Source organism: Vreelandella lionensis (genome assembly GCF_002087295.1).
GTDB lineage: Bacteria > Pseudomonadota > Gammaproteobacteria > Pseudomonadales > Halomonadaceae > Vreelandella > Vreelandella lionensis.
In genome coordinates this window covers 1-26,811 of record NZ_MWVI01000074.1, presented here as the reverse complement: position 1 = coordinate 26,811, position 26,811 = coordinate 1, and the positions used below count along the sequence as shown (strand labels likewise).

Sequence of the window (26,811 nt, the reverse complement as noted above, 5' to 3'; positions counted from 1 at the left end):
CATTGGCAACAAATGCGGTGATTGCATCAATGAATTATATGGCGCCTAGCGAGTTAAAGTGAGCGTTTAATGAAAAATATTGCATCGCACAAAAATCATCATTAGCCATTTTCATTGAGGCAGCATAACTTACTGAAACAAAAAGGGCATAACGTCACATAATAAAAAGCGTAATTATGGGGCCAATTGCGTCGATCTTCTTAAAGCTTGCTGACTCTAGCAACGCCAGCTACTATCCATACGCCTATCAGGCATCTCATCGATGAATGTGGAGTCCGCTTTACGAACCACTGAGGTACTCCTATGGGAGCCCATAAACGCACTATCCGAACGAGCTGTTTGGTTGCATTACTCCTGCTTTTCACCGCAAATCAGGCAGTTGCCAACCAAACAGGATCAAGCACTGAGTTACAAGAAGGGGTCGCTTCGTTTTACAGTGACCGCTTCCAAGGGGCAACCACCGCAAGCGGCGAGCCCTTCGATCAACAGGCACTCACGGCGGCGCATCCAAGCCTACCGTTTGGCACCAAGGTGTTGGTCACCCGCCCGGATACCGGGCAAGAAGTGGAAGTACTGATTAATGACCGCGGCCCCTTTGTTAAAGGACGCGTTATTGATCTCTCTAAGCGGGCAGCGCGTGCACTAGGGATGATTCGCCGAGGCACGGCACCTGTGATGATCACCCTGGTAGATTAACGGATAACACATCCGCAAGCGTGTGATACCCCTTAAGCGATCAGCGTTGCAGCAAATGCTGAGTAAAGCGGCCCCACCCAGGGCCGCTTTTTTATATGCTCGTGTTAAGTCCGCGAACTTGCATGCGTGCTAATGGTCTCTACCCTGCTAGGAGCGTGACTTACCATCTTGATGCAGGAGGCAGCGATGCTATCTCGTTTTTATACCCTCACCGACCACCCCACCGGCCTACCTAAGCGCGAGCTATTTTCCTTAGAGAGCCAGGAGCTTCCCGACCTAGATGAAGGCGAAGTACGCATTCGCAATCACTGGCTCTCGGTAGACCCCTACATGCGTGGCCGGATGAGCGGCGTGCACACCTACGTAGCGCCCTTTCAGCTTGGAAAGCCAATGGAGGGCGGCGCGATTGGCGAAGTCATCGCCTCTAACCACCCCCACTTGAAAGTGGGCGATAAAGTGAGCCACATGGGCGGCTGGCGCGATATCGCACAGCTGCCGGGAGATAGTGTCACCGTTCTTCCAGATCACAACGTGCCCGACCAAGCCTACCTAGGCGTTCTGGGCATGCCCGGCATGACCGCCTGGACAGGCCTTAACCTGATTGCCGAGTGCAAGCCGGGCGATAACGTTTTGGTGAGTGCCGCCAGCGGCGCGGTGGGGTCTCTGGTGGTGCAGCTGGCAAAAGCAAAAGGCTGCCATGTCGTGGGTATCGCAGGTGCTGCGCATAAGCTTGCTTGGCGGGAGTCGCTAGGCGTTGAACCGGTCAGCTATCGTGACCGCAGCGCTCAAGAACTGAGCGATGCCATTAAGCTCGCCAGCCCCAACGGCATCGACGTCTATTTTAAGAACGTAGGCGGTATCTGCCTGGAAGCGGCACTCAGCCAACTTAACGAAGGCGCACGCATTGCCGTCTGCGGGATGATTGATGGCTACAATGCGGAAACCCCAGCCCCAGGGCCAAGTAACCTGTCGCAGTTGGTGGCACGTAAAGCCAAAATGCAGGGCTTTATTGTCGCCGACCACTGGGCCAGCTATGGCTACTTCTTAAATGAAGTCGCTCCTCAGGTCGCTGATGGCAAGCTGGACTATAAAGAGACGATCAAAGAAGGTCTTGAAAGCACGCCAGACGCCTTTTTAGCGCTGTTTGAAGGCGGCAATACCGGCAAAATGCTGGTGAAGCTATCTGATTAAGCACCAGGCTGCTGTTAACGAGGTTACGCTAGGTTAAATCTGACACCTTTCCCAGCTTATCTATCTGAGCCGCGCTATGGTGAATAGCGCGGCTTTTTTGTCGATAGAAATAATTAGCCAGCAAAGTATTAGACCAAAAGCGAATTGATTATTAAAATTATAGATAATCAATGTGTGTTTTAACCCATCGGCGCTGCCGATGGGTTAGGGCACGTTGTGGAACCGCTGCTTTTACTCTTTGGTAAATCAGCATCAACTCGTTGTAAATAGGGGTTTACCTCATGGATGAACACACACGTGCTCGCGGCAAATGGCCAGCCTTGCTGCTGGGTTTGCTGCTAGCGATAGTTGGCGTAGCACTTGCCGTGGGCGGCGGCCAACTGCTTATGCTAGGCGGTAGCGCTTACTACTTGATCGCTGGGGTCGCCGTGGTGGTTGCTGGGCTGCTGCTAGCACTGCGAAAAGGCGCGGCACTTTGGCTGTACGCGCTCATTCTATTGGCCACCCTGGTTTGGGCACTTTGGGAAGTAGGCCTCGACTGGTGGCAACTGGTACCCAGGGTCGCCATTCCCTGTCTCATCGGCATCATCATGCTGCTGCCGTGGTGGCGCAAACCGCTCAACTCGCGCGGTGGCAGCCTCGCCCTTACGGCCAGCATTGGCGCGGCTATCATCGTCGCTATTGCCAGCCAGTTTAGCTACCCCGGTACGGTGGAGGGCACCATCGAGTCCGCCAATAACACCGAGGACGTTAATCCGGCCCAGGTCGCGGGCGACGACTGGCCTGCCTACGGCGGTACCAATGCTGGCACCCACTACTCGTCACGCGACCAAATCACGCCCGAGAACGTTGGCGAACTGGAAGAAGTGTGGCGCATTCAAACCGGCGATGAACCCGGCCCCAACGCTCCGCCGGAAATTACCAACCAGAACACGCCGCTGAAAGTCAACGACAGCCTATATATCTGCACCTCGCATAGCCGTGCCATGGCGCTGTCACCGGAAACCGGCGAAACCCTTTGGGAGTTTGATCCCAATATCAGCACCATGGGCGCAGACGATTTCTCCGGTTGGGCCCACATGACCTGCCGCGGCCTCGCCTACTACGATGCGTCTAACTACGATTCTTCTAACGACGAAGCCTCGAACGACGACGCTGAAAATACAGACAGCAGCACTAACGATGGCACGGCGTCTGCGGAAGACGGCGCGGCCACTCCTCGCGTGCTGTTCGATGACGGCAGCCAGTTCGACCTGGACCTGGCCTTCCTGCTCTTCATCAGCGGCCTCGGCGACAGCCCGGCGCTGGCATCCGATGAAGGTGACGCTTCTGAGATGATTAGCTCCACGGACGTAATGTGCCCGCGCAGGCTCTACTTGCCCACTGCCGATGCCCGCCTGATTGCGCTGAATGCCGATACCGGCGCGCGCTGCGAAAGCTTTGGCAACAACGGCGAAGTGGATCTTACCAATAACATCGGCGAGTTCTCCCCCGGCGGCTACTACTCCACCTCTCCAGCCACGGTGACGGAAGACCTGGTCATTTTGGGCGGCCACGGCACCGACAACAGCTCCATCGACGAGCCGTCCGGCGTGATTCGTGCCTTCGACGTGCATACCGGCGAGCTGGTGTGGAACTGGGACAGTGGCAACCCAGACGACACCGCCCCACTCGAAGAGGGTGAAACCTATACCCGCGGCTCTCCCAACGTGTGGGCACCCATCAGCGTCGATGAAGAATTGGGGCTTGTGTATCTGCCCATGGGCAACGCCACGCCGGATCAGTACGGCGCTGACCGCTCTGAAAACGATGAAACCTACAGCGCAGGGCTCGTAGCGCTGAATTTGGACGACGGCAAAGTGGCCTGGGTCTACCAGTTCGTTCACCACGACCTGTGGGATATGGACACCCCGGCTCAGCCGGTTCTGATCGACTTGGCAACGGAAAACGGCACCCAGCCCGCCGTCATTCAGCCCACAAAGCAGGGCAGCCTCTACGTGCTCAACCGGGAAACCGGCGAGCCCATCGTGCCGATCGAAGAAGTGCCCGCACCGCAAGGGGCTATCGAAGGCGACTGGACCGCAGAAACGCAGCCACGCTCGGCACTGAACCTGCTGCCACCGCCGCTCACCGAGCGGGATATGTGGGGCGCGTCACCGTTCGATCAGATGATGTGTCGTATCCAGTTCCGCTCGCTGCGCTACGAAGGCCAGTACACGCCGCCCTCCTTGGAAGGCAGCATCGTCTACCCGGGTAATGTGGGGGTAATGAACTGGGGTGGCGTTGCGGTGGATCCTGAGCGCCAGGCACTGTTTACCGGCGCGAAGTACCTCGCATTCGTGTCTACGCTGGTGCCCCGTGACCCAGTGCAAGAGGGCCAAGGCTCCGCCAGCGAGCAGGGTCTACAGCCCAACGAAGGCGCGCCCTATGCGGTAGAACTAGGCCCGCTGCTTTCCGTGCTGGGCTTACCCTGCCAAGCGCCCTCCTGGGGCGATGTGGCCGGTATTGACCTGCAGGATGCCGAAGTCGTGTGGAAACATCGCAACGGTACTACCCGCGACAGCATGCCCTTTGGCCTGCCGATTGGGTTGAACGTGGGCGTGCCCGCGCTGGGCGGCCCGCTGACCACCGCTGGCGGCGTCTCTTTCTTGAGCGGCACGCTGGACCAGTATCTGCGCGGCTACGACATCACCAGGGGTGAAGAGCTGTAAAAAGCGCGTTTCCCCGCCGGTGGTCAGGCCACGCCGATGACCTATACCGGCGCCGATGGCCGCCAGTACGTGGTGGTGACGGCCGGTGGTCACGGTACCTTTGGCACCAAGATGGGTGACTACGTGATTGGCTACGCGTTACCGGAGTAACTGCTAGCTCTACGGAGTCAGCTAGATAGAAAACGGGCGGCCAATGGCCGCCCTTTTCGTGTATGGGGCTGTCTGAACAACCCTGGGCGGGGGCGCTGTAAATCCATCCATGGACGCTACTTTCGCCATCCATGGCGAAAGGCCCCCGCTACGGGTTGCTCAGCCATCAAACTCTGATGCAGCCTTAAACATCGCCTGTCTTAAAAACTCAGCTCGACACCACCATAGACGCTACGCCCTGGGGCGGGTTCGTAAAAGCGTCCAAAGGTGCCGTTCAAGCGCACATGGGAGTAGTGCTCTTCATCCAGCAGATTTCGCAGGCCCACATAAGCGCTTAGCCGAGTCTGTTGGCTCAGCTGCCAGCCGTCGCCTACCCGCAGGTTCACCAGCCAGTAGCTATCCACCGACGTCTCGTTGGCGTTATCGGCCACCAAGTCACCGACGTATTCAGTCTCTAGCGTGGCGAAGCGCTCGTCGAGGTTCTCCCACGTTAGCTGGTTCACCCAGGTTTGTTCCGGCAGGCCGGGAATGCGGTTGCCATCGAAGCGTTCAGAAGGAGTGGCAAACTCGTCGAACTCGTAGCGCGCCAGGGTCAGCGCACTGTCCAAGCGCCACTGGTCGGCCAGCTGCCACCCCAACGCCAGTTCGACACCATCACGGTTGGTATCCCCGGCGTTCTGGTAGAACGTGCGGCCGCCTTCGTCGTAGGGCACCAGCTCATCGCGCACACGGACGGAGAAGAGCGCTACATCGTAATCCAGCGCCAGCGGCTCGATATAACCGCGCAGCCCCACTTCACGGTTCCAGGCTTTTTGCGGCTCTACGCTGGGGTTGAAACCACCGCCAGCGGGGTTGGCAAACTCAGAGAACGTCGGCGTCTCAAAGGCGGTACCGGTATTGATATACGCTTGGTGCTGCGGGCGGTAGCGGTAACTCAGCCCGGCAGAGCCGCTCCATTCGTTGAAGGTGCGCTGGCCGCTCTGGTCACCGTCGGCGGCAAAATCGTCGTCGACATCAAGGTCCACCCGGTCAAACCGCGCGCCCAGCGACAGCGTCAGCGGCTCCGACAGCGCTAAATCCCCCTGGGCAAACACGCCAGTGGAGGTCGCGGTTTGGGTTTCATCGGCGAGCGGCTCGCCCACCTCCCCTTGGGGATTCACATCGTTGCGGAAGCGGTCATCTTTCTGGCGTGCGGCATCCACCCCAACGATGTAATTCAGCGGCAGGTTGCCTAGCGTTACCTCGTGGTGATATTCGGCGCTAGCGCCCATGTAATCGCGCTGATAGCCCAAGCGGCTGCTGCCCACAAACGGTAGCTGTTGCTCAAAATCCCTCTGAGCGATAAAGCCTTTCAGGTACAGTTCGCCCTCCCCAGCGGACAAATCCTCGTATTGCAGGCCGATCAACTGCTGATCGACGGTTTGACCAGCATCCAGCGCCAGCGAGTTCGGTGCGGCTTGGTCGCGCCCTTCGGCCACCTCGCGGGCGTTGAGCGCGCCGGGGTCTTCCGAGCGGGGATTATCCAGCAGGTTAATAATCGCGGTGAGTGCCCGATCGCTGCCCAGCTCACGGCGCAGCTTGGCATTGAGAAGATACTTCTCGGTGGAACTCTGCTCCCGGTAGCCATCTACGTTCAGCGCAGTGAGGCTGATATGGTGCGACCAATCCCCCTGCACGCCGCCATTTTGCAGCGCCATTTTCTGGTAGCCATCGCTACCGGCGCCCATGCGCAGCCGAGTGCCGGGGTTGTCGCTCCATCGGCGGTGGTAATGTCGATCACGCCACCCGCCGCGTTGCCGTAGAGCACCGAGGACGGCCCGCGAATGACCTCAATGCGCTCAGCGCTATCCAAATCAATCGCATCTAGCTGGGCCTGCCCATCCGGCAGCGTGTAGGGAATGCCGTCCACCATCACCGTAATGCCTCGCACCCCAAACGGCGCACGGGCACCAAAGCCGCGAATCGAAATACGCTGCCCCTGGGCAAAATTATCGCGGTTCTGCAGGAAAACACCCGGCACCCGGTTGAGCGACTCATCCAAACGCACCCGCTGCTGGCCTTGGGCAATGGCGTCTTGCTCTATCGTCGAGACCGCAGCAGGCGTGGCGTAAAGCTCACGCGCTAAACGCGGTGCGCTGACTTCTACGGTGGGCAGTACGGCTTCTGCATCAGTTTGTGCCCATACGGGGGCGGCAAAAGCGGTGCTGAGTAACAATAATGAAGGTGAGAGATAGCGAGTCATGGCATCCTTTCCAATGAAAAATCCCAGTGAATCATCAGTGAACGTTCAACGTTATGACGTTCATCGGGGAACGGCTACGTAAAATGGTAGTCGTATGATGGAGTGACTAATTAGCCAAGTGTAGGGATTAGTTCTACACTGGCGGCTGGGCAACATTATACTAACGGTGTAAGCAAAGGAGGCTACATGGCGTTTACCGCGACTGACCCGATCAAGATGATTTTTGCGGTTATCTTCCCCCCGCTAGGGGTGTTTTTTGAGGTCGGTTTCAAAGGACACTTTTGGCTCAATATCCTGCTGACGCTCTTTGGCTTCATTCCAGGCATCATTCACGCCTTCTACGTCATATTGAAGCACTAGCCTCTTTCATTGCGTAATCTCTCATTGCGTCATTAGTTTAACAAACGCCGCCTTGCTTTGCGCAAGGCGGCGTTCTCGTTTAGCCATGGTTGAAACAGCGCGGCTATTTGCCATGCAGGCGGCGATGCAACGCGTGTACTTGCTCGTCCAACCCTGGCACCGGGCCATCTACCGCAAGCCCAGGCACTACCTCGTTGATTGGTAGCGTAGCCACTGGCGGCGGTGCCACGCCCCACTCGGCCAACCACTTCCCTAGCTGCTCGGTTGAGCTGACGTAAATGATCCGCCCCAACCCTACCCAGCCATGGGCCGCCGCACACATGGGGCAGTGCTCACCCGAGGTATACACCGTGGCGGCCGCACGCGCTTCTGGTGACAGGTGATTGGCTGCCCAGCGGGCCAGCGCAAACTCAGGGTGCTGCGTGGCGTCGCCTCCAGCAATACGGTTGCGGTCTTCCGCCAGTATCTCGCCCTGGGCGCTGACTAATACGCTGCCAAAGGGTTCATCACCGGCGTTGAGCGCCTCTTCTGCCAGCGCCACGGCGCGTTCTAAGTAGCGATACTCATGATCGTAAACCATGCTGACCTCCCCTATCGTCTGAATACGGATTAACCGTTCTCCACCGCGTGGCCGCCCTCTTCATCAGGCGCTTCAGCCAGCGTATGCCCTTCACTTCGGGCAATCACGGTCGTGCCGACCAAGTCTCCCGTGACATTCAGCGCTGTTGCACCCATGCCTACCAGGGCATCAATGGCGGTTAATAGCGCCACGGTTTCAATGGGCAGGCCTACTTGAGCAAACACGGTGGCAATCATGATAATGCCCGCCCCCGGCACCCCAGCCGTGCCTACCGTCACCAGCGTGCCGATCCGCACAATCTGCACCATGCTCATCAAATCCAGCGGCGCGCCAATCACGTTGGCGGCAAACACCGCTGAAATGGCAATACGGATGGCGGCACCGTCCATATTGAGCGTTGCTCCCAGCGGCAGGCTAAAGCCATAAATACTTTTCGGGATGCCTAAACGCTGCGCGGCGTTAATCGTGACAGGCAGCGTGCCGGAGCTGCTTTGGGTTGCAAACGCGGTGGCCATCGGCGTGCGCGCCTCACCAAAAAAGCTGCGTAACTTCACGCCAAACAGCAGCATCACCGCACAGTAGATCAACAGCTGTGCGCCGAGCGCGATGTACAGCACCATCACCATGTCACCCAACGAGAGAAGCGTTTCCATCCCCTGCTGGCTCACCGTTTCAGCAACAATGGCAAAGACGCCAATGGGCACAAAATGCAGCACCCCCGACATCACTTTCAGGGTGACCTCGTTTAACCCTTCAATAACTTGATAAAGCTGCTCGCCAAGCGCGTGCTGCTGCTCAGATTGGCGCATTTTCAACAGCGCAATCCCGAACACCAGCGCGGTAAAGATGATGCCCAGCATATTGAGTTCGGCAAAGGCGGCCACGATATTACCCGGCACGATATTGAGCAGCGCATCGACCACGCCGGGATTCTCGGGTACCGAGAAACTCGCGCTGTCGTTGAGCGTCATGCCGCTGCCTGGGCTAAATAGCGTTGCCACGGTTAGGCCTACCACGATGGCGAATGCTGAAGAGGCCAAATAGTAAATAAACACTTTGCCGCCAACGCGCCCTGCACTGCCTTCCCGCGACTGATTCACCCCTACCATGAGTGTAAACAGTACAATCGGCACGATGAGGAAGGTCAGGAGACGAAGCAGTAAATCGCCCAGCGGTGCCAGCCAAACGGCCACCCAGTCACCGCCAACGATGCCCACCAGAACCCCCATCACCAGCGCGATGGTGACGCGCAAAATGAGTGACGCTTGAAGGTAGCGCTTCCATAAATATGTCATTGAATGCCCTGCTGGTTGAAATCAGGTTGATGTAAATCAGTGGTAAAACCACGTCATGGAGCATCATCACGGGTTGCCAAGCCAGCGCGGTGTTTAATTGCACTCCATCACGCCGACTAAATAGCTTAGCATGGCACCTATGGCGACTTTACACAGGGCCGATTGCTTGCCTCTCCTCAACGCCACTAACAGGAGCCACTATGAATACGATCAACCCTAACAAACTCCACCACAGCAAATGGACCGCGGTGACGCCACGTAATAAAGAAAAACACTTTATCGTGACCCAACTGCTACGTGATGAAGAGGAGAACGTAGTGGACGTGGTGCTGGAAGCGGTTCACTCCCACCGGGAAACAACGATGGCGTGGCAAGCGCTAAAAGACGATAGCACCTGGAAAATGGGTTGGAAGTAGCGAACCTATCACTCCCTGCCCTAAGAAAATAAATGCAAAAAGGCTTTGACCTAGGCTAAGAAGCATGACACTGTAGCGTCAGTTGGTTAGCAAGCAGCATGGTTTCAGAAGTGTACGATCTTTTTCGGCAGCCTGATATTGTATTCCTTGTTTCACCCGCTACTTCATCTGGGTAATACCAGGAATTTTATTACGGCGCATTAGCGCGAAAGGATTTACACAATGGCAACTGGCACAGTTAAATGGTTTAACGACACCAAAGGCTTCGGTTTCATCGCTCCTTCTGACGGTGGCGACGATCTGTTTGCACACTTCTCCGAAATTCAGTCTGACGGCTTCAAAACCCTTCAGGAAGGCGCTAACGTCTCTTTCGACGTTACCCAGGGTAAAAAAGGCCTTCAGGCTTCTAACATCAAGCAAATCTCCTAAGTCCTATCTTCTTAGATAGCACTGAAAAGTTTGCTAGAACCCTCACCCATTAGGTGAACGGTTCGAACAGAAAGGCCCGCCTCGGCGGGCCTTTTTGCGTTTGGGTATTAAATCCTCTCCCATACGATCAGTTGAGCATCAATAGTCAGCGTTAGCTGCTCCAAGTTAGCTGCTCGCTCGCGCCCCTCCGCACTGGCACGATACAAATGCGGCGTCATGGTCAGCAAATCGCGGATAACGTCGGCCCCTTCTAATGAAATAGCGTAGCGAATCTGCTCGGAAGCTCGGTGGGCAAGCCCTTCCGGTACATCAGGCGCTTTCTCACGTGCAGGTTTTAAGGTGGGATAAATAATTTCCCGCAGCTCGCGCAGGTGCTCCGGCCCCGCTTCTACTTGAAGCAGTTGCCCGCCCGGCTTAAGTACACGTGCAAACTCACCGTGTACCGGAAATCCAAACATACACAGCACGCTATCCAGCGTTGCTGACTGCACCGGCAATTGGGCGTTACTGCCCACTACCCAACGGCTGATCGGTGCGTGCTTATCCTCTTGCTTCGCCGCCGACTGCACCGCCCACTTCGAGATATCCAGCCCCATCAGTGAGAGCGGCTGGTTCTCGGGCAAGCGCTGAGCCACCTGGCGCAGGTAGTAACCCTCGCCACAGCCTGCATCCAGGCAACTGTACGTTTCTGCCTGCTCACAGTGGCGCATCACCGCCTGGCTAAGCGCCTTTGCAATGGGCGCATAGTCACCCGCCGCCAAAAAGCGCTGGCGTGCGGCCACCATAGCTTTGCTGTCGCCGGGGTCGGTGGAGCGTTTCTGCTGCACTGGTAGCAGATTGATATAGCCCTGTTTCGCCACATCGAAACTGTGGTTTGACGCACACCGCCAAGTGCCGCCTTCCAAATGGAGCGGTTCGCCGTCTAACGGGCAGGCCAGGGCCTGAAAAGGGGTACGATTCATCGGAAGTTTCTCGTGACGGCTTTTTCTGGTGTGAATAGACGGGCAATATGCTGACACATCATCGAGGGCATCAGGCATCTAAACATTAACGATACCGGAAAGCCCATATAACTCAACTTGAACGGTGAGCGTTGCAACACTCACCCCGTTTGCCGACAGTGCGTTAACTTTCGGCGACTAAGGCGACACACCATGCAACCTTTGCTGCGCATCGCGGGCGCTTGGCCCTACTTGATGGCCATTTTTCTCAATGCCTTCGTAGATCTCGGGCACAAAATCGTCATTCAGAATACGATTTTCAAAAGCTACGATGGCGCAACCCAGGTCGTGCTTACCGCCCTGGTGAATGGGCTGATTCTGCTTCCGTTTATTCTCCTCTTCAGCCCGACAGGCCATATTGCCGACAGCACTCCCAAAGTACGTGTGCTAAGGCTCTCCGCCTGGACGGCGGTGGCGGTGTCGCTGGGGATCACGGCCGCCTATTACCAAGGCTGGTTCTGGCTTGCTTTTGCGATGACGCTGCTGCTGGCCATTCAGTCGGCGTTCTACTCACCCGCCAAGTACGGCCTAGTGAAAGGGCTATTTGGTAAGCCCCGGCTAGCCGAAGCCAACGGGCTAGTGCAGGCGGTTACCATTGGCGCGATCTTGGCCGGGACGGTGGCGTTTACCGCCCTGTTTGAACACTGGGTCACACCCAGCGCCCGCACCCCAAGCGACCTACTGCGCCATATCGCCCCGCTGGGCTGCTACTGGTGCTTAACAGCGGCCTTCAGGTCGTCGCCCTTTATCAGCTCAAACTGGAGAAGCACAGCCTACTGCTGCCCCGCTAACTTGGGCACGCTACCGCAGTGGCACTGCGTTAAAAGACAACTTGAGCATTCTTGCCCGCCAGCCGGTGCTGCGGCTCTCCATCATTGGGTTGGCAACGTTCTGGTCGGTGGGGCAAGTGCTGCTGGCCGCTTTTCCCGCCTATGCCAAAGAAGCGCTCAGCCTTGAGAACACGCTGGTGCTGCAAGCCATTCTCGCCGCCAGCGGTATCGGCATTGCTCTCGGCTCGCTGTTAGCCAGCAAGCTCTCCCGCAACCGTATTGAATCCGGGTTAATTCCGCTGGGCGCTGTCGGTGTCGCCGTCGGGCTTTGGTGCCTTCCTCTCCTCACCACGCCCACCAGCCAAGCGCTCAACTTTGTGTGCATCGGCATGATGGGCGGGCTATTTATCGTGCCGCTCAACGCATTAATCCAGTTTCATGCGGCGGACCACGAGCTTGGCACCGTGCTGGCCGCCAATAACTGGATCCAAAACCTGTCGATGCTGGGCTTTTTGGTGCTCACTGCGCTGTTCGCGCTGGCGGGGGTAGATAGCCACTACCTGCTGCTTTTGGTCGCCAGCGTGGCGATGGTGGGCGGTGGCTACACCATTTTCAAACTGCCCCAGAGCTTAGTGCGCTTCATTCTCAGCTTCCTGCTTACCCGCCGTTACCGCGTAGACGTTCACGGACTGGAAAACCTGCCGGCCCAAGGCGGCGTGCTGCTGCTGGGCAACCACATTAGCTGGGTAGACTGGGCGATGGTGCAAATTGCTAGCCCGCGCCCGGTGCGCTTTGTGATGCTGAAAAACATCTACCAGCGCTGGTACCTACGCTGGTTCTTTAAAGCGCTGGGCTGCATTCCCATTGAGCGCGGCGCAGGGGCCGAGAACGCGCTGGCCGCCGTGGCCGAGCAGCTCAACGCAGGGGAAGTGGTTTGCCTGTTTCCCGAAGGAGCGATTAGCCGCAACGGCCAGCTGGGTGAGCTGCGCCGTGGCTACGAGCGCGCCTGCAAACACGCCCACCCAGAGTACGCATCGTGCCGTTTTACCTGCGCGGCCTGTGGGGCAGCCAATTCTCCCGCTCGTCTAGCAAACTCAAAGAGCTACGCAATGCGCCGCTGCACCGCGGGGTGGTAGTTGCCTTTGGCAAACCGCTGCCCAAAGACACCCCCGCCGACGTACTCAACCGGCGTATTTTCGAGCAGGCGACCCACTCGTGGCAACACGCCATGGAGTAACTGCCTTCGCTGCCTGAGGCCTGGATCAACAGTGTCAAACGCAGCCCAAGCGCCCCAACGCTGGCCGACACCTTGAGTCGCCCACTCAACGCAGGCCAAGCGCTCACCGCTAGCCTGCTGCTCGCCAAGCGCTTTCGCCACCGCAGCCTCAACGAATCGACGCTTGGCCTACTGCTGCCTACCAGCACGTCTGGGGTATTGGCCAATGTGGCCACGCTGCTCGCGGGTAAAACGCTGGTGAACCTGAATTACACCGCCAGCCAAGCTGCCCTGGCCTCTGCGCTGCAGCAAGCCGATATTCGCACCGTCGTCACCTCACGCCGCTTTATGGAAAAGCTGAGCCAGCGGGGGCTGGCGGTGGAAGCGCTGCTGGAAGGCAAGCAGGTGATCTATTTGGAAGATCTACAGGCGGGGATCTCCCGGTTTGAGCGCATCAGTACGTTTCTTGCCGTGCGCCCGCTGCCCGCTTGGTTGTTACAAGCGCTGTTCTGCTATGGACGGAATGCGGGCGCCCCGGCGGCCATTCTGTTCTCCAGCGGCAGCGAAGGGCAGCCCAAGGGTGTGATGCTGAGCCCCCCCAACCTGATGGCCAATATCAAACAGACCTCCGATGTGCTCAATACTCAGCACGACGATGTGGTCATGGCCTCGCTGCCGCTCTTTCATGCGTTCGGTTTTACCGTCACCCAGCTACTGCCATTGATCGAAGGGCTGCCGCTGGTCAGTCACGCCGACCCCACCGATGCCCCAGGCGTCGCCAACGCGGTCGCCAAGCCTAAAGCCACCATTATGTTCGGAACCTCCCGCATGCTGCGGCTGTTCAACCGCAGCGCAAAGGTACGGCCCGCCATGCTGGAAAGCCTGCGTGTTGTGGTGGCTGGTGCCGAGAACCTGGATGACAGCGTACGTGAAGGGTTTGCGCACAAATTCAATAAGGCAATTTATGAAGGCTACGGCGCGACAGAAACCGCTCCAGTGGCAGCCGTTAGCCTACCCGACGCCGTCGGCGTTCACTACCAGCAGGTTCAAAAAGGCAATAAGCCCGGCACCGTGGGTATGCCGCTCCCCGGCACCAGCATTAAGGTCGTCGACCCTGAGCGCTTCGAGGAGCTACCCACCAACGAGCCAGGCATGATTGTGATTAGCGGGCCGCAGGTGATGCAGGGCTATCTCAACGACCCCCAGCGCACCGAACAGGCCCTCAAAAGCTTCGACGGCCAGCGCTGGTACGTTACCGGCGATAAAGGGTTTATTGATGAAGATGGCTTTTTAACACTGATCGACCGCTACGCCCGTTTTGCCAAAATCGGCGGCGAAATGATCAGCCTCAGCGCCGTCGAAGCCGCGGTCAGAGCGGTCGTCGACGACCCCGACATACCGCTGATGGCCGTCAGCCTGCCCGATGCAAACAAAGGTGAACGTATCGTCCTACTGCGCGAAGCACCGCTAGACGCCAAAACGCTCAAAACCGCCCTACGCAGCCACGGCACGCCCGCGTTAATGATTCCCAGCGACTGGCTCACCGTGGAAGAGATACCTCGTTTAGGGTCAGGAAAAGCAGACTTTGCTGGCGCGAAACGGCTTGCCGAAGCGCAGTTGGCGGCCGACGTCCGTCTATCACCTTAGTAAACAGGGCAGCGGCCTAGCCGCTGCCCTTTCTGGTGAACTTACTCAGCGCTGCCGTCCGGTGCGTCATTTGAGTCGTTTGACTCACCGGTTTGTCCAGTCGCACCTTTCTGTTGGCCTCTTGATTGTCTGGCATGCTCACCACGCGCAATATCATGGTGGCTAATCACCACCACGTCGCGGGGCCACCATTCCGGGTGTTCGTCGCGGATATAGGCCATTAACTTCTCACGCACGTTCATCTCAGCGGTCCAGCCTGCCATTGGGTCGGAAGTCATTAAGTAGCAGGTGACCGTTTGCGCGTGGGCAGTTTGACCGGTGACGTAGCAGAGCAGCTTATGATGCTCTATCACGCTTTCCTCCTCCTTGGCGAAGTCTAAAAACTTCTCGCGCACCTGGGAGATTGCCGCGCTTAGGTGCAGGGTTAACTCCATAAAGCGATACATTTTGGTGCTCTTCACCGAGAGGTTTTCAAACGGCTTGGAGGTAAAGTAGGTGACCGGCACAATTACCCGCCGCTCATCCCAGGAGCGTAGGCGGATGAAGGTGTAGAAAATCCCTTCCACATAGCACCACTGTCCTTCAAAGATCACCAAATCGCCAATGCGGATGGGTTTGGCCAGCGAGAGCTGAAACGATGACAGGATATTCCCCAGCACCGTCTGCCCCGCGATGCCCACCAGCACCGCCAGCACACTGGCCGAGGCCAGAATGGAAAGCCCCAGGGATTCAAACAGCTGGATTTGCCCCAGCACATACACCGAAACCGCCACCACGGTGATTAAAATAATCACCCGGCGCAGGGCGTAGAGTGAGGTCAGCAGCCGGCGTTTGTCTTTGGGTTTGGTATCGTCGATTTCCCCCACCAAGCGGCGGGTCATGCGCAGCATGATGGTATCGACCACCCCTAACGCAATGGTGACTGCGCCCCACGCCATGATACTAATCAGTAGCACCCTAAACGTCGTGGTCGCTACCGCTGAAAACGACACAACGTAATCCAGCAGCATCTGGGTGACCAACGACATCACAATCATCGCTACCGGTACGCCGATTTGATCAGCAAAAATGGTGGAAATACCGGGAGGCAGAATGCGCGCAATAAGGCCTACCAAATAGTAAGTAGCGATACCCGTGACGCCAATCGTGATCAGAAAAATAGGGATCGCCAGCCACTCCCAGACCTTCAGCACGCCAAACGACGCTTTGAGCTGCTCGGGAATGTAGCTCTCTAGCATGGAGGGTCCGTACTCTTCATACAGCGCAGGAATCGACGAGACGCTCTCCGGCATAATGAGCCATATGGGGTCTTCTTCGCCTACCCGATAGCGCCCTAGCCGCACATCGTAGGCCTGCCCTTCTATTTGCAACGCGGCCAACTCAATGTTGCGCCGTGGCTCACCAGCCAAAGGATTTTGGCCAGAAGGATCTTCAATGGCGGCATCTTGGCGACCCGGCAGGTTAGAGGCGTTCAGCCACTCACCTCGTCGTAATACCTCTGCCAGTTGCTTGGCTAGCTCCGTACCCCGCGCGGGCTGCTCGCTAGGGTCGATATCTGCCAGATTCAACAAATGCGCCGCATCGGCGTAATTTTCATCGTCGGTGAAATTCAAAAAGCTGCGGATGGTCTCCCGGGGCGACATACGTTTCGCCTCTTCAGGCACCTCATCCAACCCTGCGTTGATCGCATCCATGGTGAACCAACGCGGGTCCTCGCTCTCATCGCCTTGCGTTTGCGCCATGCCAACGCTAGAGAACAGTAGCGTGACAACCAGCACACCCCAAACGGGCCACGAGCTGTAATTTTTCATCCTTGCCTTATTCAGTAAAAGTGAGCCAATACCCGCCATCAACCAACGGCTTGTGCCGCCCGCCCACTTAAATCAGAGGGCTATCCGTGTCGATGGTTGGTCAAAGTACAGACCACGTTACCTTATCCGGCAAGCAATAGCGGCTCTAGCGCTTGTTGGCGTATGGAGGAGGCAAGAAATGACAGCTTAGTTTTTCACTCCGTTTTCCAAATTGCCTAAGCGGTTAAACGCGTCGTCATACAGCGCGGTGAGCAACAACTCGCCCCCTTTATTGACTCGAAACTCGCCGTAATGGGCCGCTTCATAGCGCTTGGCGTGGCCCTCCTGAAAGAAGAAGGCGTTGGTGGCAAAGCGCGCCTGCCCATGGCGCAGGCGAAACTTTAAGCGCCGCTCATCCGCGTCTAGCGGTGTGCCATCGTCTATTCGCTGGAAGTGAGCAACTCGAGCGCTATCGACACGGACGACCACGTCACCGTTCATAGAGGTTGGGAGATTTTCAGCGCGCTGATAGAGCTCGCTTTGCAGGCGGTGCGCCAGGGCAAAGTTTAGCGCCATATAGTCGCCCTGCATTAGGGAGCGGGGGTCGACCGGGGCCAGTTCCAGGTAAACCTCCTCCCCTTCCTCGATATGTCGCTCCTTCTGCCAAATGGCGTTGTTGACCACGACCAACACCGCCAGCGTGGCCAGCCTCACCACCCATCGAAAACGCCTAACGCTAGCGGCCATGGTGTTCACCGCCTTTTGTTGTCGCTAAGCGCCAGCGTTGCAACCCCCAATGCAGCGCTCACAGCGCGAAGCCCAGCACACACAGCAGCGCTGCCTAATGAAGTAGCGAGATATCTAACCAGTAGAAATAGGCGCTGACCGCCGCTAGTAGAAGAAGTATGCCGCTGGCCATTAACACCCGATGGCTAATCGCAACGCCCAGCAGCAGCACCGCGATGCCGCTACTCAGCCCAGGCGCAAAATAAGAGAGCACCGCCACCAGCAAGGCAGCACCATACGCCGCCCACCTCATACTGCTTGAGGTCGAGTGGCGGCTCAGCGCCGTATGTACCACCCATAACAGCGCCACGCCTGCCAACGCCGTGCTGATGCTGCGGCTGAGCATCGGGGAAATCGCATCAATTTCCACAAAGTGGCCTAACCATAGCGCCTGCCCCGCATGGGCAACGCCTTGCAGCATAAGCACGCCCACTAACAGGCCCACGCCCCAGGCATGCATATCACTCAGGCGCTCCGGCCAGCGCAACTCGTTCAACCACAGCCCCACCAGCGCTAATACCACAAAGCCACTCGCCACCTGCGTCAACCCACTGGCGGCAAGCGAAAACTCCAAAGCAAGGCACGCCAACACGACGGCCACAAAGCGGTGAAGGCGACTTGGCATCCCCCATGCCACGGCCATTTGCATGATCACCAGTGCCCAGCCCAAGCCCACAGAAAAGCTAAGCGCATCCGCTAGCGGCCACGCGATCAACAGCTGCCCCACCAAGCTAAACGCAAGCGCCATATGCTCCATCACATCGCTGCCGGGTGAGCGTCGCAGCAGCGCATACGCGCCTAGTACCATCAATCCGCCGACCAGGAGTGCCGCGAGCGGGCTTTCCAGCACCCACACTACGCCGGTGGCGATAAACCCCAACAAAAACAGCGCGGCCAGCCAGCCCGATAGCGCTTGAACGCCGCGCACGAACCAGGGCATAGAATGCGTGGCAGTGGCCCGCTCATTCAGAACCACTCCCGCTTGCGCGAGTGCTTGCTTCAACGGTGAATATTGTTGGCTCATTGGATAGCCTCACGCTGTAGGCGTTTTAGCCACGCTACGGCTGCCGCTCCTAGCGCAAATACCGTCACGGCAACGATCAGCAGTCCGCCTGGATCGCCTTGCCCCTCCCACATCACCATGCGAGCCATACAAAGCGTCAGCACGGCGATAACCGATACGCAGCCACCGGCCAGCATAAACAGATCCAACCGCCACCAACGGTAAACGCCATAAAGCGCAGCCAACCAAACGGGGTAAAGCAACGCGCTTGGCGTGACGCCAAAGGTGAACCCAGCCACCCAACTCATCATGAGCAGCGTGATGGGTAGGCCACTGCCCAGCGCCAGCGTGCGTATTGCCCAGCGCCCTGGCCAGCCTCGTCGCTGGGCGCCCCACTCCCACACTGCTTGCGCCGCTACGTTGGCTGCCCAAAGCCCCCATAAGCCCGACTCCCCGGCGAGAAAGCGGCCATTCACTCCCCAGCCCCATACGCTGGCATGCAGCCAAATCGCCAGATTCCCCACGCCCAGCCATACCAGCCAAAGCGGGCTAAAACGCGCCGCCCATACCCACGGCAGCCCCAAGAGGGCCCAGGCGAAAAAGAGCTGCCACGGGTCTGCGCCGGTTTGGTATACCTGCCCTACTAGCGCCAGCAGAACGCCCAGCAGCACAAAGGCAGCGGTCAGCGCGACCTGAACCACCCGGCGGCTGGCTGGCCACCAAACCGCTGCCCCAATGGCCACCAATAGCGCCGCTTGCACCAAGCCAAAGCGCAGCCAGTGGCCCATCGCCACCCAGTGGTACGCCACGAAAAACAGCACCGCAAAGGCCAGTGCTAAGCCGCCTAGCCACAGCAGCAGCCTATCGAGCAGTGCCGCCCAGGCGTGAGGCGCAGGATGCAGGCCTGCCACGCTCACGGCCTTGGCTACCTGCTCAGGGGCCATCGCCCCTTGCTCAATCAGCGAGACGAGTTCACGGCGGTTCGTGGTCACAGAGGTTCCTTATGCACAGTTTTTATGCACAGTCGTTGTATCTACCGGTATTCGCAGCGCTGCGTTATACATTCGTTAAACTTGCGAGATAAACTCTTTAACACCCTGTGATGTTCCCGTGACGAGGAACTCCGAGACTAACAGTGAGCCTACCAACCCGGCAGGTCTTCTCTCGGAGAGTTAAGCACATGAACAAGTTCACTACTCTGGCAGCATTATGCCTATTCAGCCTGATGGCAATGGTCAGCCATGCAGAAGAGATGAAAAACGATGGCGGCATGATGCAAGACAATATGCAATCCGATGGCATGAGCCACTCCATGGACGACATGAGCATGGAGAGCGATCACATGGACTCCACCGACAGCATGAAAGAGTAACGCCCCTTTCGAGAGCCAGGAAGCTATGACGCGAAACGTACTGATCATCGAGGACAACCCAGGTATCGGCGAGCTGGTTCGTATGCACGTGGCCGAGCTGGACAGAGTGCTGAGGCTGGAAATGGAAGCAGACAACTATCTCACGAAGCCATTCAGCGTGGCAGAGCTTTCCGCCCGGGTAAAAGCGCTGTTTCGGCGAGTGGATGCCATGGCTTCCGCCTCACTTGAAAAAATCAGGGCGTATCTTTCTGCCTGCGTCTACCGGCTCATTCACCGTGTAAAGCCTGAGCCGAGAGCGCTAAGCGTGGCACAAAAAAACGCCCACCGACGTCGGTGGGCGCTTGTGTTGATGCGTGTGTGAATGCTTTAGCAGCGTGGCGAATTAACCAAACACACGGCGCAGGTGTGTACGGTAAGCGGCTTTATCACGCTCTACATTCGGCACCTTCATCACATCATTGGCAATAAAGGTCGGCTGAGCCGCAAGGCCAATAAACTCCTGAGACTTGTGGAACGGGAAGTAAACGCCATCCACCCCACGGCCTTCAAAGAAGTTATCCGGCTCGTCGAACGCTTCAATCGGCGCGTTCCAGGTCAGCGACAGCATGTAATGGCGGCCTTGCAGTAAGCCACCGCTGCCATACTGCTTGGTCGGGTCTTGGCGAGAGCGGCCATCGCTGGCGTACAGAGAGCCATGACCTTCAGTGAAGACTTCATCAATGTAGCGCTTTACGGTCCAGGGGGTGCCCATCCACCAGCCGGGCATTTGATACACAATGCTGTCCGCCCAGAGGAAGTTTTGCACTTCGGTGGCAACCTCATAGCCCTGCTCGATAACCGTTTCGCGCACTTCATGGCCTAGCTCTTTCAGCGTATCCACCGCCACGGCATGCAGGGTATTGTTGAGTTCACCGCCAGAGTGGGCAAACGCCTTACCACCATTGATCAACAGTATCTTCATTGCTTAAACCGCACCGTCTATCGTGACCGCCCCGCTTATCAAGGGTGGGCAGGGCATTAAGTGGCGGCTATTGTGCAGTGCAAAGCAGCCGAGAAAAACCAAGGAGTCGGCAAGATACTTTTGCGCTAATATCAATAATTGTTTAGTCATGGCGCACCCCCAAGCCACCTATGAAAAGCACCTTGGAAGAGCAGCAAGCGTTTATTTCCCGTCGTGGATTGCGGCTCGATCACCGCCGCCGCCGAGCGGTTGGGCATTACCGTTTCCGGCGTCAGCCGTGCGCTGAACCGCCTGGAGCAGAAGCTCGGCACGACGCTGCTGCGCCGCCCGACCCGCCGTTTGGAACTGACCGAAGAGGGGGACACCTTTCTAGCCCACTGCCGCTGCATCATCGCCGCCGTGGAAGAGGCCGAAGAGGCCCTGCTCGACCGTCACGACCAGCCCCAGGGTCGGCTGCGGGTTAACGCCGCTCCCAGTTTTATGCAGTTCGTGATTGTGCCGGTGATTGGCGAATTCCGCGCCCGCTACCCTGGCATTACCCTAGAGCTGGATACCCATGACCGCTTTGTGGATTTGCTGGAGCAGCGGGTAGATCTAGCCATTCGCATTGGCGCATTGGAGGACTCCTCCCTTCACGCCCGCCCCCTTGGCCATAGCGCACTGCGGGTGCTGGCTAGCCCCGCCTATTTAGCCCGCCACGGCACGCCGCAGCAGGTAGAGGAGCTTTGCCGCCATAGCCTGCTCGGTTTTAGCCAGCTCGACCACTTGAACCACTGGCCGCTGATCTGCGCCGATGGTAAGCGCTTACATATCACGCCCACCCTCGCTGCCTCCAGCGGCAGCACGCTGCTGGAGCTCGCACTCAAGGGTGAAGGAATCGTGTGTTTGGCGGACTTCATGACCCGCGCGCCCCGGCAAAACCGCACCTTGGTAGAGGTACTGCCCGACCACACCGAGCTCGTCACGCAGCCGATTAACGCGGTTTACTACCGGCAAGCCACCCTGTCTCAGCGTACACGGCTGTTCATGGATTTTTTAGCCGAGCGGCTCCCCGCGCAGTATGCCCACGGCCCGTGAGAACGCTAAGCGCCGCTTGCTTCGCTTTGGGTAAAACTCGGCCACTGACCTCCACTGGGTAGGCAACACAGGAGGCCGTTGCTTGGCGGAACGCACATCATCCCATTAGCCAAGCATGGCCATTCGCTAGATCAGCATAAGGAGCATGCCGTGACAGCCACCCACACGCATACCTATCAACGTGGACTGCCCCTCTTCCATGCGGTTTTTCTGGTGGGGTGCCTACCGCTGTTTCTAGGCGCAACGCTCAGCGACTACGCCTACTCCAACAGCTACCAAATACAGTGGGCGACCTTCGCCTCCTGGCTCAACGCAGGCGGGCTAGTGTTTGCCCGGCTAGCGCTGATTAGCGCGCTGATTAGCTACTTCCGTGCCCAACCGCGCAGCATTATGCTGCTGATCTACCCAGCGCTACTGCTACTGACCTGGGTACTCGGCTTTGTGAACGCCCTGATACACGCACGGGATGCCTGGGGCATGATGCCGATTGGTTTTGCGCTCTCCCTGGTGGTCACCATCTTTGCGGGCACCGCCGTTTGGGTCGGTTTTTCCCGCTTCGGCCACGGAGGCAAACCATGAAGGATGGCATCAAACACCCTCGCCTTTACGCCGCGCCGCTCTGCCTGCTATTGGCGGCAGGCAGCGCCAGCGCCCAAGAAATAACGCGCTCCGGCCCCAACCCCACGCTGCCCGAGCCTTCCCGTGGCCTGCTGCCGGATATGAGCGTGCCCGAACCCGCCGAGTGGGGCGACCCCCTACCCAGCGTGCCGGAGGGCTACACGATTACCGCCATTGCCACCGACCTGCAGATCCCTCGCCAAACTTTGGTCCTGCCCAACGGCGATATTTTGGTGGCAGAAGGCAGTGGCGGCAGCGCGCCGCAGCTCAAACCGAAGGACTTTATTGCCGGGCTGATTAAATCCCAGGGCACCACCTCGGTGCAGAGCGGTAATCGCCTGACTCTGCTGCGCGATGCCGACGGCGACGGTCGCTATGAAGAGCAAACCACCTTTCCGACGACCTCAACGCCCCTTACGGCCTCGCGCTGGTGGATAACAACCTCTACGTGGCCAACCAAGATGCCCTGGTGCGTTTTGACTACGAAGAGGGCCAAACCCAAGCCAGCGAGCCACCGGAGGTAATTACCCACCTCCCCGCCGAGATCAACCACCACTGGACCAAAGCGATGGCCGCCAGTGCCGATGGGCAGTTTCTCTATGTGGGGATTGGCTCCAACAGCAACATCACCGAGCGTGGTATGGAGGCAGAGGTTAATCGGGCGGAAATTTGGCAGATCGACCCTAACACCGGCATGCACCGCCCCTACGCCACCGGCCTGCGTAACCCCACCGCTATGGCGATTCAGCCCGGCACCGAGCAGCTATGGACGGTCGTCAACGAGCGCGACGAGCTAGGCCCTGACCTCGTTCCCGATTACCTCACCACCGTGCAGGAGGGCGGCTTTTACGGCTGGCCTTACAGCTACTGGGGCCAACACGTAGACCACCGCGTTCAGCCCCGCCACCCGGAGAAAGTCGAGAGCGCCATCGCGCCGGATTACGCCTTGGGTTCCCATGTGGCACCGCTAGGCCTCGCCTTTTCTATCCCCGAAATGGGCGATGAGTTCGCTGAAGGGGTGTTTATCGGCGAACACGGCAGTTGGAACCGCGCCGACCCGGTAGGCTACAAAGTCGTGTTTGTGCCGTTCCGAAACGGCCAGCCCAGCGGCGACCCCATCGATTTTGTTTCAGGCTTTCTCACCGATGATGGTCGCGCCCGTGGCCGCCCGGTAGGTGTCACCGTCGACCCCGACGGCGCGCTGATCATTGCCGACGACCTATCTAACGTTATTTGGCGGGTGACGCCGGATAGTCCATAAGCCCTCGGCGGGTGGCCTGCCACCCCCTCCCTCCTCACCTGCCCACCCCCACACTGCCTCCCCATCCCGCACTTGCTTAGCGGCACTCACTATAGTTTATTAAGTGCTATCGCTACGCGGCGCTTAGCGCCTTAATGCTCACCTCGCTGATAAGAGACCGCCTATGCCCGCTGCCAATGCGCTTCACGCTCCGCTGTTTCACGCCCACCATACGCATGGGCACGGTGCCTGCTACTGCGGTTCACCTATGCTTCAGCAATTTCATGAACGGGTTTATGGCCGACCTCACGCGCCGCCAAGTGCTGGGCGGCACCGCTGCGTTGATGGCGATGTTTGCCGGGCTCAGCGTGCCCTCGGTGGTGAGTGCGCAGCCCCGCCAAACCAACGGCCCGCTGCTGCTAACCAACCTACAGCTGTTTGATGGCAGTGGCAGTGCCCTGCAAAGCGGCGTTTCGGTACGTATCGAAGAGGGCCGTATTCACTCCTTACTGCCCGCTGATGCCGCTGCCGAAGGGGCAGAGGTGGTCGACTGCGGCGGCCGCGTATTAATGCCAGGGCTTATCGACGCCCACTGGCACACCACGCTGGCGGCCATTACCCAAACCACCGCCATGACAGCTGATGTGGGCTACATTCACCTGGTGGCGGCTCAAGAAGCTAAGCGCACGCTGATGCGGGGTGTAACGACAGTACGGGATGTGGGCGGGCCCTCGTTCGCGCAGCAACGCGCCATTAACGAAGGCATTGTGGATGGCCCGCGCATCTTTCCCGCCGGGGCGATGATTTCTCAAACCTCAGGGCATGGCGATTTCCGTATGCGCCACGAGATTCCACGGAGCACGAACACCCCGCTCAGCGAGCAGGAGCGCCAAGGGGTAGCCGCGATTGCCGATGGGGAGGATGAAGTACTGAGACGCACCCGTCAGCAGCTCATGTTAGGCGCTTCACAAATCAAACTAATGGCCGGTGGCGGCGTTGCCTCGCTGTACGACCCACTCGACAGCACCCAGTTTACCGAGCGCGAACTACGGGCGGCGGTAGAGGCTGCCGACGACTGGGGCACCTATGTGATGGTGCATGTGTACACCCCAAGGGGCATACAGCGGGCGCTGAGGGCGGGTGTGAAATCCATCGAACACGGCCAGCTGGCCGATGAAGAAGCCGCCCGCATGATGGCGGGCGAAGGCGCCTCGTGGAGCCTGCAGCCATTTTTGCAGGATGAGGACGCCAACGTTTACCCCGATGCCGCCCGTCGCGAATCTCAGCGGCAAGTAGCAGAAGGCACCGTGCGCGCCTATGAACTCGCTAAGCGCTTCGATATTAAAACCGCCTGGGGCACCGATATTCTGTTTAACCCACAAAATACGCCCAACCAGCTGCGCCAGCTCGCCAAACTCACCCGCTTCTACGACCCGCTCACCGTGCTTGCTATGGCCACCGGGCGTAACGGCGAACTACTAGCGCTCTCCGGCCCGCGCAACCCCTACCCCGGCACGCTAGGCAAGATCGAACCCGGTGCCTGGGCAGACCTACTGCTGGTAGACGGCGACCCCAGCCGCAATCTGGATTTTCTGCACGACCCAGAGCAGAACCTGCGCATGATTATGAAAGGCGGGCGTATTTACAAAGACACCCGCTAAGCCTCGGTTAAAAGCTCATTATCGGTTAAAAGCCCAGTAAACGGCGACGCACCGGCCGGATAGCCACCATAGCCAACATCGCCAAAGCCAACCACTCTAACCAGTGGGGCAGCAGCTCTTGCACTTGGCTGGCCTGCTCCACCGGGTTCCAGCCGGCCATGCCAACGGCCACATCAAACAGCCAACCTACCAGTACGGTCACTACCAGCACGCTAGCCAAGTAAACCGCCAATGCTGAGTTACCCAGCTCGCGGCGCAGAATGGCGAGGGTGGCAAGGCTGGAAATCGGCCCCGCCAGCAAGAACACCAGCGCCATTCCTGGTGAGATACCGGCTAATAGTAGCCCAGCGGCCACAGGCGTGGCGGCAGCCGCACATATGTAGAGCGGAATACCTACCACCGCCATCAGCAGCAACGCCCAAAGACCGCCTGAATATTGTGCCAAGGTATCTGGCGGCACCAGTGTGATCAGCACCCCAGCCAGTAGTAACCCGGCAAACATCCACGCGCTGATGTCATCCAACAGATCGTTAAACGCATAACGCAGCCCCGCTTTCAAACCGCTAGGTTCGCCGGTTTCGGCGTGGGGGTCATGGCAGCCATGCGGCGAACAGCAGCCGCTCTTAGCAACAGGCTCAACCGCCTCTGCTTCGCGGGTAAAGCCCACCAGTAAGCCCGTCACAATGGCCGTCACCAATGCGCCCACAACGCGCACCACCGCCATCAGCGGGCCAAGCAGCACGCTGGTCAGCAGAATCGAGTCCACACCCACGCCTGGGGTGCTAATTAAGAACGAGGTAGTCGGCCCGCGCCCCGCACCGCCCCGGTGCAGCGCAATCGCGGTAGGAATCGCCCCGCAGGAACACAGTGGCAGCGGCATCCCAATCACTGCCGCCCTCACAATGCTACCCAGGCCGCGACCACCCATCCAACGCTGCAGTAAGCGTTCTGGCAACCACGCCTTAATCAGCCCGGCAATCACTAGCCCCAAACAGCAGCCACGGGGCCGCCGTTAAGGCAATTTGTAGCAGCTCGGTTATCAGCGTCATCTCATCACCTACTTGTTCACGGTGGGAATGAGGACTAGCTTAAACCCTGTAATCGTTGCAGGGGCAAGCCGATGAGTACGTATTACCGCATTGGAGATGTTGCTGCCCGCACAGGCTGCTCACCAGAGAGTATTCGCCACTATGAAAAGCTGGGCCTATTGCCACCACCCAAACGTGGGGAGCAAGGCTACCGGCTGTATAGTCAGGCCGCGCTGGAACGCATTGGGTTTATTCGCCATGGCCGCAGCCTAGGGCTAGACCTACACAATATTCAGGAATTGCTCGAGCTTTCCGACCACCCAGATACCGACTGCAGCGCCGCCGATGAGATCGCCAGCCGCCATTTAGAGCACCTAGAAGAGCGTATTGCCAAGCTTCAGGCGCTAGCCGACGAGCTGCGCCAAGTGGTTCATCAGTGCCGGGGCGGTAAAACCGCCGACTGCCAGATTATTCAAACCCTCTACGACCACCAACCCACCTGCAGCGAGCGGGGGTGTGGGACAAAACCCAATACATAAAAAATGGTTCTTCGTCACTTCACGTGGATTTG

General features: G+C 58.3%; 20 protein-coding genes and 4 pseudogenes. 14 read left to right on the top strand and 10 right to left on the bottom strand.

Going from position 1 to position 26,811, the window contains the following annotated elements; translation table 11 throughout:
* The first annotated feature begins 303 nt into the window (after positions 1-303).
* From B4967_RS10285 to B4967_RS10275, 3 genes and pseudogenes are all read left to right on the top strand, one after another.
* Positions 304-696 carry a septal ring lytic transglycosylase RlpA family protein gene (locus B4967_RS10285; RefSeq protein WP_083025067.1) on the top strand — a complete coding sequence of 131 codons (393 nt, stop codon included), beginning with the start codon at positions 304-306 and terminating at the stop codon, positions 694-696.
* A 186-nt stretch (positions 697-882) separates the two neighbouring features.
* Complete coding sequence (locus tag B4967_RS10280) at positions 883-1,887, top strand: NADP-dependent oxidoreductase (protein WP_083025064.1); 1,005 nt, start codon at positions 883-885, stop codon at positions 1,885-1,887.
* A 281-nt stretch (positions 1,888-2,168) separates the two neighbouring features.
* A pseudogene (locus tag B4967_RS10275) lies at positions 2,169-4,748 on the top strand (glucose/quinate/shikimate family membrane-bound PQQ-dependent dehydrogenase).
* 200 nt (positions 4,749-4,948) lie between these two features.
* Here the strand turns inward: B4967_RS10275 and B4967_RS10270 are convergent.
* Positions 4,949-6,990 (bottom strand): annotated as a pseudogene (locus B4967_RS10270) (TonB-dependent receptor family protein).
* 186 nt (positions 6,991-7,176) lie between these two features.
* Here B4967_RS10270 and B4967_RS10265 point away from each other — a divergent pair.
* Positions 7,177-7,350, top strand: a complete 174-nt coding sequence (locus B4967_RS10265) for a YqaE/Pmp3 family membrane protein (protein ID WP_044629799.1) — start codon at positions 7,177-7,179, stop codon at positions 7,348-7,350.
* Between the two features lie 103 nt (positions 7,351-7,453).
* Here B4967_RS10265 and B4967_RS10260 read toward each other — a convergent pair whose 3' ends face one another.
* Together B4967_RS10260 and B4967_RS10255 are read right to left on the bottom strand one after the other, a co-directional pair.
* Positions 7,454-7,930, bottom strand: a complete 477-nt coding sequence (locus B4967_RS10260) for a nucleoside deaminase (protein ID WP_083025062.1) — start codon at positions 7,928-7,930, stop codon at positions 7,454-7,456.
* Positions 7,931-7,959: 29 nt separating this feature from the next.
* Positions 7,960-9,225: a dicarboxylate/amino acid:cation symporter gene (locus B4967_RS10255; protein ID WP_083025059.1), complete on the bottom strand. Its 1,266-nt coding sequence runs from the start codon at positions 9,223-9,225 to the stop codon at positions 7,960-7,962.
* A 200-nt stretch (positions 9,226-9,425) separates the two neighbouring features.
* On the opposite strand from B4967_RS10255, the gene B4967_RS10250 reads away from it, so the two are divergent.
* Both B4967_RS10250 and B4967_RS10245 read left to right on the top strand, forming a co-directional pair.
* Entirely contained in the window at positions 9,426-9,641 is a 216-nt protein-coding gene (locus B4967_RS10250) for a TIGR02450 family Trp-rich protein (protein WP_083025057.1), read from the top strand.
* 222 nt (positions 9,642-9,863) lie between these two features.
* On the top strand, positions 9,864-10,070 hold the full coding sequence (locus tag B4967_RS10245; RefSeq protein ID WP_009095703.1) for a cold-shock protein: 207 nt from the start codon (positions 9,864-9,866) through the stop codon (positions 10,068-10,070).
* Positions 10,071-10,177: 107 nt separating this feature from the next.
* Here the strand turns inward: B4967_RS10245 and B4967_RS10240 are convergent, their stop codons facing one another.
* Positions 10,178-11,032: a putative RNA methyltransferase gene (locus B4967_RS10240; RefSeq protein ID WP_083025056.1), complete on the bottom strand. Its 855-nt coding sequence runs from the start codon at positions 11,030-11,032 to the stop codon at positions 10,178-10,180.
* Between the two features lie 192 nt (positions 11,033-11,224).
* Between B4967_RS10240 and B4967_RS10235 the strand changes: the two are divergent.
* Positions 11,225-14,704: pseudogene (locus B4967_RS10235) on the top strand (acyl-[ACP]--phospholipid O-acyltransferase).
* Positions 14,705-14,745: 41 nt separating this feature from the next.
* Here B4967_RS10235 and B4967_RS10230 read toward each other — a convergent pair.
* From B4967_RS10230 to B4967_RS10215, 4 genes are all read right to left on the bottom strand, one after another.
* On the bottom strand, positions 14,746-16,515 hold the full coding sequence (locus B4967_RS10230; protein WP_083025054.1) for a mechanosensitive ion channel family protein: 1,770 nt from the start codon (positions 16,513-16,515) through the stop codon (positions 14,746-14,748).
* A 186-nt stretch (positions 16,516-16,701) separates the two neighbouring features.
* On the bottom strand, positions 16,702-17,241 hold the full coding sequence (locus tag B4967_RS10225; RefSeq protein WP_083025052.1) for a GDYXXLXY domain-containing protein: 540 nt from the start codon (positions 17,239-17,241) through the stop codon (positions 16,702-16,704).
* Positions 17,242-17,335: 94 nt separating this feature from the next.
* Positions 17,336-18,304, bottom strand: coding sequence for a DUF4401 domain-containing protein (locus B4967_RS10220; protein ID WP_083025051.1), 969 nt, complete (start codon positions 18,302-18,304; stop codon positions 17,336-17,338).
* Positions 18,301-19,275 (bottom strand): DUF2157 domain-containing protein, encoded by a 975-nt coding sequence (locus B4967_RS10215; protein ID WP_083025049.1) that lies wholly within the window; start codon positions 19,273-19,275, stop codon positions 18,301-18,303. The genes B4967_RS10220 and B4967_RS10215 overlap by 4 nt, the downstream gene beginning before the upstream one ends.
* 188 nt (positions 19,276-19,463) lie before the next feature.
* Between B4967_RS10215 and B4967_RS10210 the strand changes: the two genes are divergently transcribed.
* Positions 19,464-19,655, top strand: coding sequence for a hypothetical protein (locus B4967_RS10210; protein ID WP_083025047.1), 192 nt, complete (start codon positions 19,464-19,466; stop codon positions 19,653-19,655).
* Positions 19,656-19,680: 25 nt separating this feature from the next.
* A complete protein-coding gene (locus tag B4967_RS21345; protein WP_392567186.1) occupies positions 19,681-20,016 on the top strand; it encodes a response regulator in 336 nt (111 codons plus the stop codon).
* 21 nt (positions 20,017-20,037) lie between these two features.
* Here the strand turns inward: B4967_RS21345 and B4967_RS10200 are convergent, their stop codons facing one another.
* Positions 20,038-20,616, bottom strand: a complete 579-nt coding sequence (locus tag B4967_RS10200) for an NAD(P)H-dependent oxidoreductase (RefSeq protein ID WP_083025045.1) — start codon at positions 20,614-20,616, stop codon at positions 20,038-20,040.
* 213 nt (positions 20,617-20,829) lie between these two features.
* On the opposite strand from B4967_RS10200, the gene B4967_RS10195 reads away from it, so the two are divergent.
* The 4 genes and pseudogenes from B4967_RS10195 to B4967_RS10180 all read left to right on the top strand — a co-directional run bounded on the left by B4967_RS10195 (position 20,830) and on the right by B4967_RS10180 (position 25,212).
* On the top strand, positions 20,830-21,693 hold the full coding sequence (locus tag B4967_RS10195) for a LysR family transcriptional regulator (protein WP_207953616.1): 864 nt from the start codon (positions 20,830-20,832) through the stop codon (positions 21,691-21,693).
* A 150-nt stretch (positions 21,694-21,843) separates the two neighbouring features.
* Positions 21,844-22,272, top strand: coding sequence for a DUF2231 domain-containing protein (locus B4967_RS10190; RefSeq protein ID WP_083025195.1), 429 nt, complete (start codon positions 21,844-21,846; stop codon positions 22,270-22,272).
* Positions 22,269-23,572 (top strand): annotated as a pseudogene (locus B4967_RS21340) (PQQ-dependent sugar dehydrogenase). Before B4967_RS10190 ends, B4967_RS21340 begins: the two are co-directional and overlap by 4 nt.
* A gap of 275 nt (positions 23,573-23,847) precedes the next feature.
* Positions 23,848-25,212, top strand: a complete 1,365-nt coding sequence (locus B4967_RS10180; protein WP_083025194.1) for a metal-dependent hydrolase family protein — start codon at positions 23,848-23,850, stop codon at positions 25,210-25,212.
* Positions 25,213-25,237: 25 nt separating this feature from the next.
* Here the strand turns inward: B4967_RS10180 and B4967_RS10175 are convergent, their stop codons facing one another.
* On the bottom strand, positions 25,238-26,194 hold the full coding sequence (locus B4967_RS10175) for an SO_0444 family Cu/Zn efflux transporter (RefSeq protein ID WP_243470522.1): 957 nt from the start codon (positions 26,192-26,194) through the stop codon (positions 25,238-25,240).
* Positions 26,195-26,332: 138 nt separating this feature from the next.
* Between B4967_RS10175 and B4967_RS10170 the strand changes: the two genes are divergently transcribed.
* Positions 26,333-26,779 (top strand): MerR family transcriptional regulator, encoded by a 447-nt coding sequence (locus tag B4967_RS10170; protein ID WP_083025044.1) that lies wholly within the window; start codon positions 26,333-26,335, stop codon positions 26,777-26,779.
* Positions 26,780-26,811: the final 32 nt, after the last annotated feature.

What these genes read in the sequence shown, in the direction of transcription:
- B4967_RS10285 (WP_083025067.1), top strand. Translation starts at nt 304, where the DNA reads ATGGGAGCCCATAAACGCACTATCCGAACGAGCTGTTTGGTTGCATTA.
- B4967_RS10280 (WP_083025064.1), top strand. Translation starts at nt 883, where the DNA reads ATGCTATCTCGTTTTTATACCCTCACCGACCACCCCACCGGCCTACCT.
- B4967_RS10265 (WP_044629799.1), top strand. Translation starts at nt 7,177, where the DNA reads ATGGCGTTTACCGCGACTGACCCGATCAAGATGATTTTTGCGGTTATC.
- B4967_RS10260 (WP_083025062.1), bottom strand. Translation starts at nt 7,930, where the DNA reads ATGGTTTACGATCATGAGTATCGCTACTTAGAACGCGCCGTGGCGCTG.
- B4967_RS10255 (WP_083025059.1), bottom strand. Translation starts at nt 9,225, where the DNA reads ATGACATATTTATGGAAGCGCTACCTTCAAGCGTCACTCATTTTGCGC.
- B4967_RS10250 (WP_083025057.1), top strand. Translation starts at nt 9,426, where the DNA reads ATGAATACGATCAACCCTAACAAACTCCACCACAGCAAATGGACCGCG.
- B4967_RS10245 (WP_009095703.1), top strand. Translation starts at nt 9,864, where the DNA reads ATGGCAACTGGCACAGTTAAATGGTTTAACGACACCAAAGGCTTCGGT.
- B4967_RS10240 (WP_083025056.1), bottom strand. Translation starts at nt 11,032, where the DNA reads ATGAATCGTACCCCTTTTCAGGCCCTGGCCTGCCCGTTAGACGGCGAA.
- B4967_RS10230 (WP_083025054.1), bottom strand. Translation starts at nt 16,515, where the DNA reads ATGAAAAATTACAGCTCGTGGCCCGTTTGGGGTGTGCTGGTTGTCACG.
- B4967_RS10225 (WP_083025052.1), bottom strand. Translation starts at nt 17,241, where the DNA reads ATGGCCGCTAGCGTTAGGCGTTTTCGATGGGTGGTGAGGCTGGCCACG.
- B4967_RS10220 (WP_083025051.1), bottom strand. Translation starts at nt 18,304, where the DNA reads ATGAGCCAACAATATTCACCGTTGAAGCAAGCACTCGCGCAAGCGGGA.
- B4967_RS10210 (WP_083025047.1), top strand. Translation starts at nt 19,464, where the DNA reads ATGAACAAGTTCACTACTCTGGCAGCATTATGCCTATTCAGCCTGATG.
- B4967_RS21345 (WP_392567186.1), top strand. Translation starts at nt 19,681, where the DNA reads ATGACGCGAAACGTACTGATCATCGAGGACAACCCAGGTATCGGCGAG.
- B4967_RS10200 (WP_083025045.1), bottom strand. Translation starts at nt 20,616, where the DNA reads ATGAAGATACTGTTGATCAATGGTGGTAAGGCGTTTGCCCACTCTGGC.
- B4967_RS10180 (WP_083025194.1), top strand. Translation starts at nt 23,848, where the DNA reads ATGGCCGACCTCACGCGCCGCCAAGTGCTGGGCGGCACCGCTGCGTTG.
- B4967_RS10170 (WP_083025044.1), top strand. Translation starts at nt 26,333, where the DNA reads ATGAGTACGTATTACCGCATTGGAGATGTTGCTGCCCGCACAGGCTGC.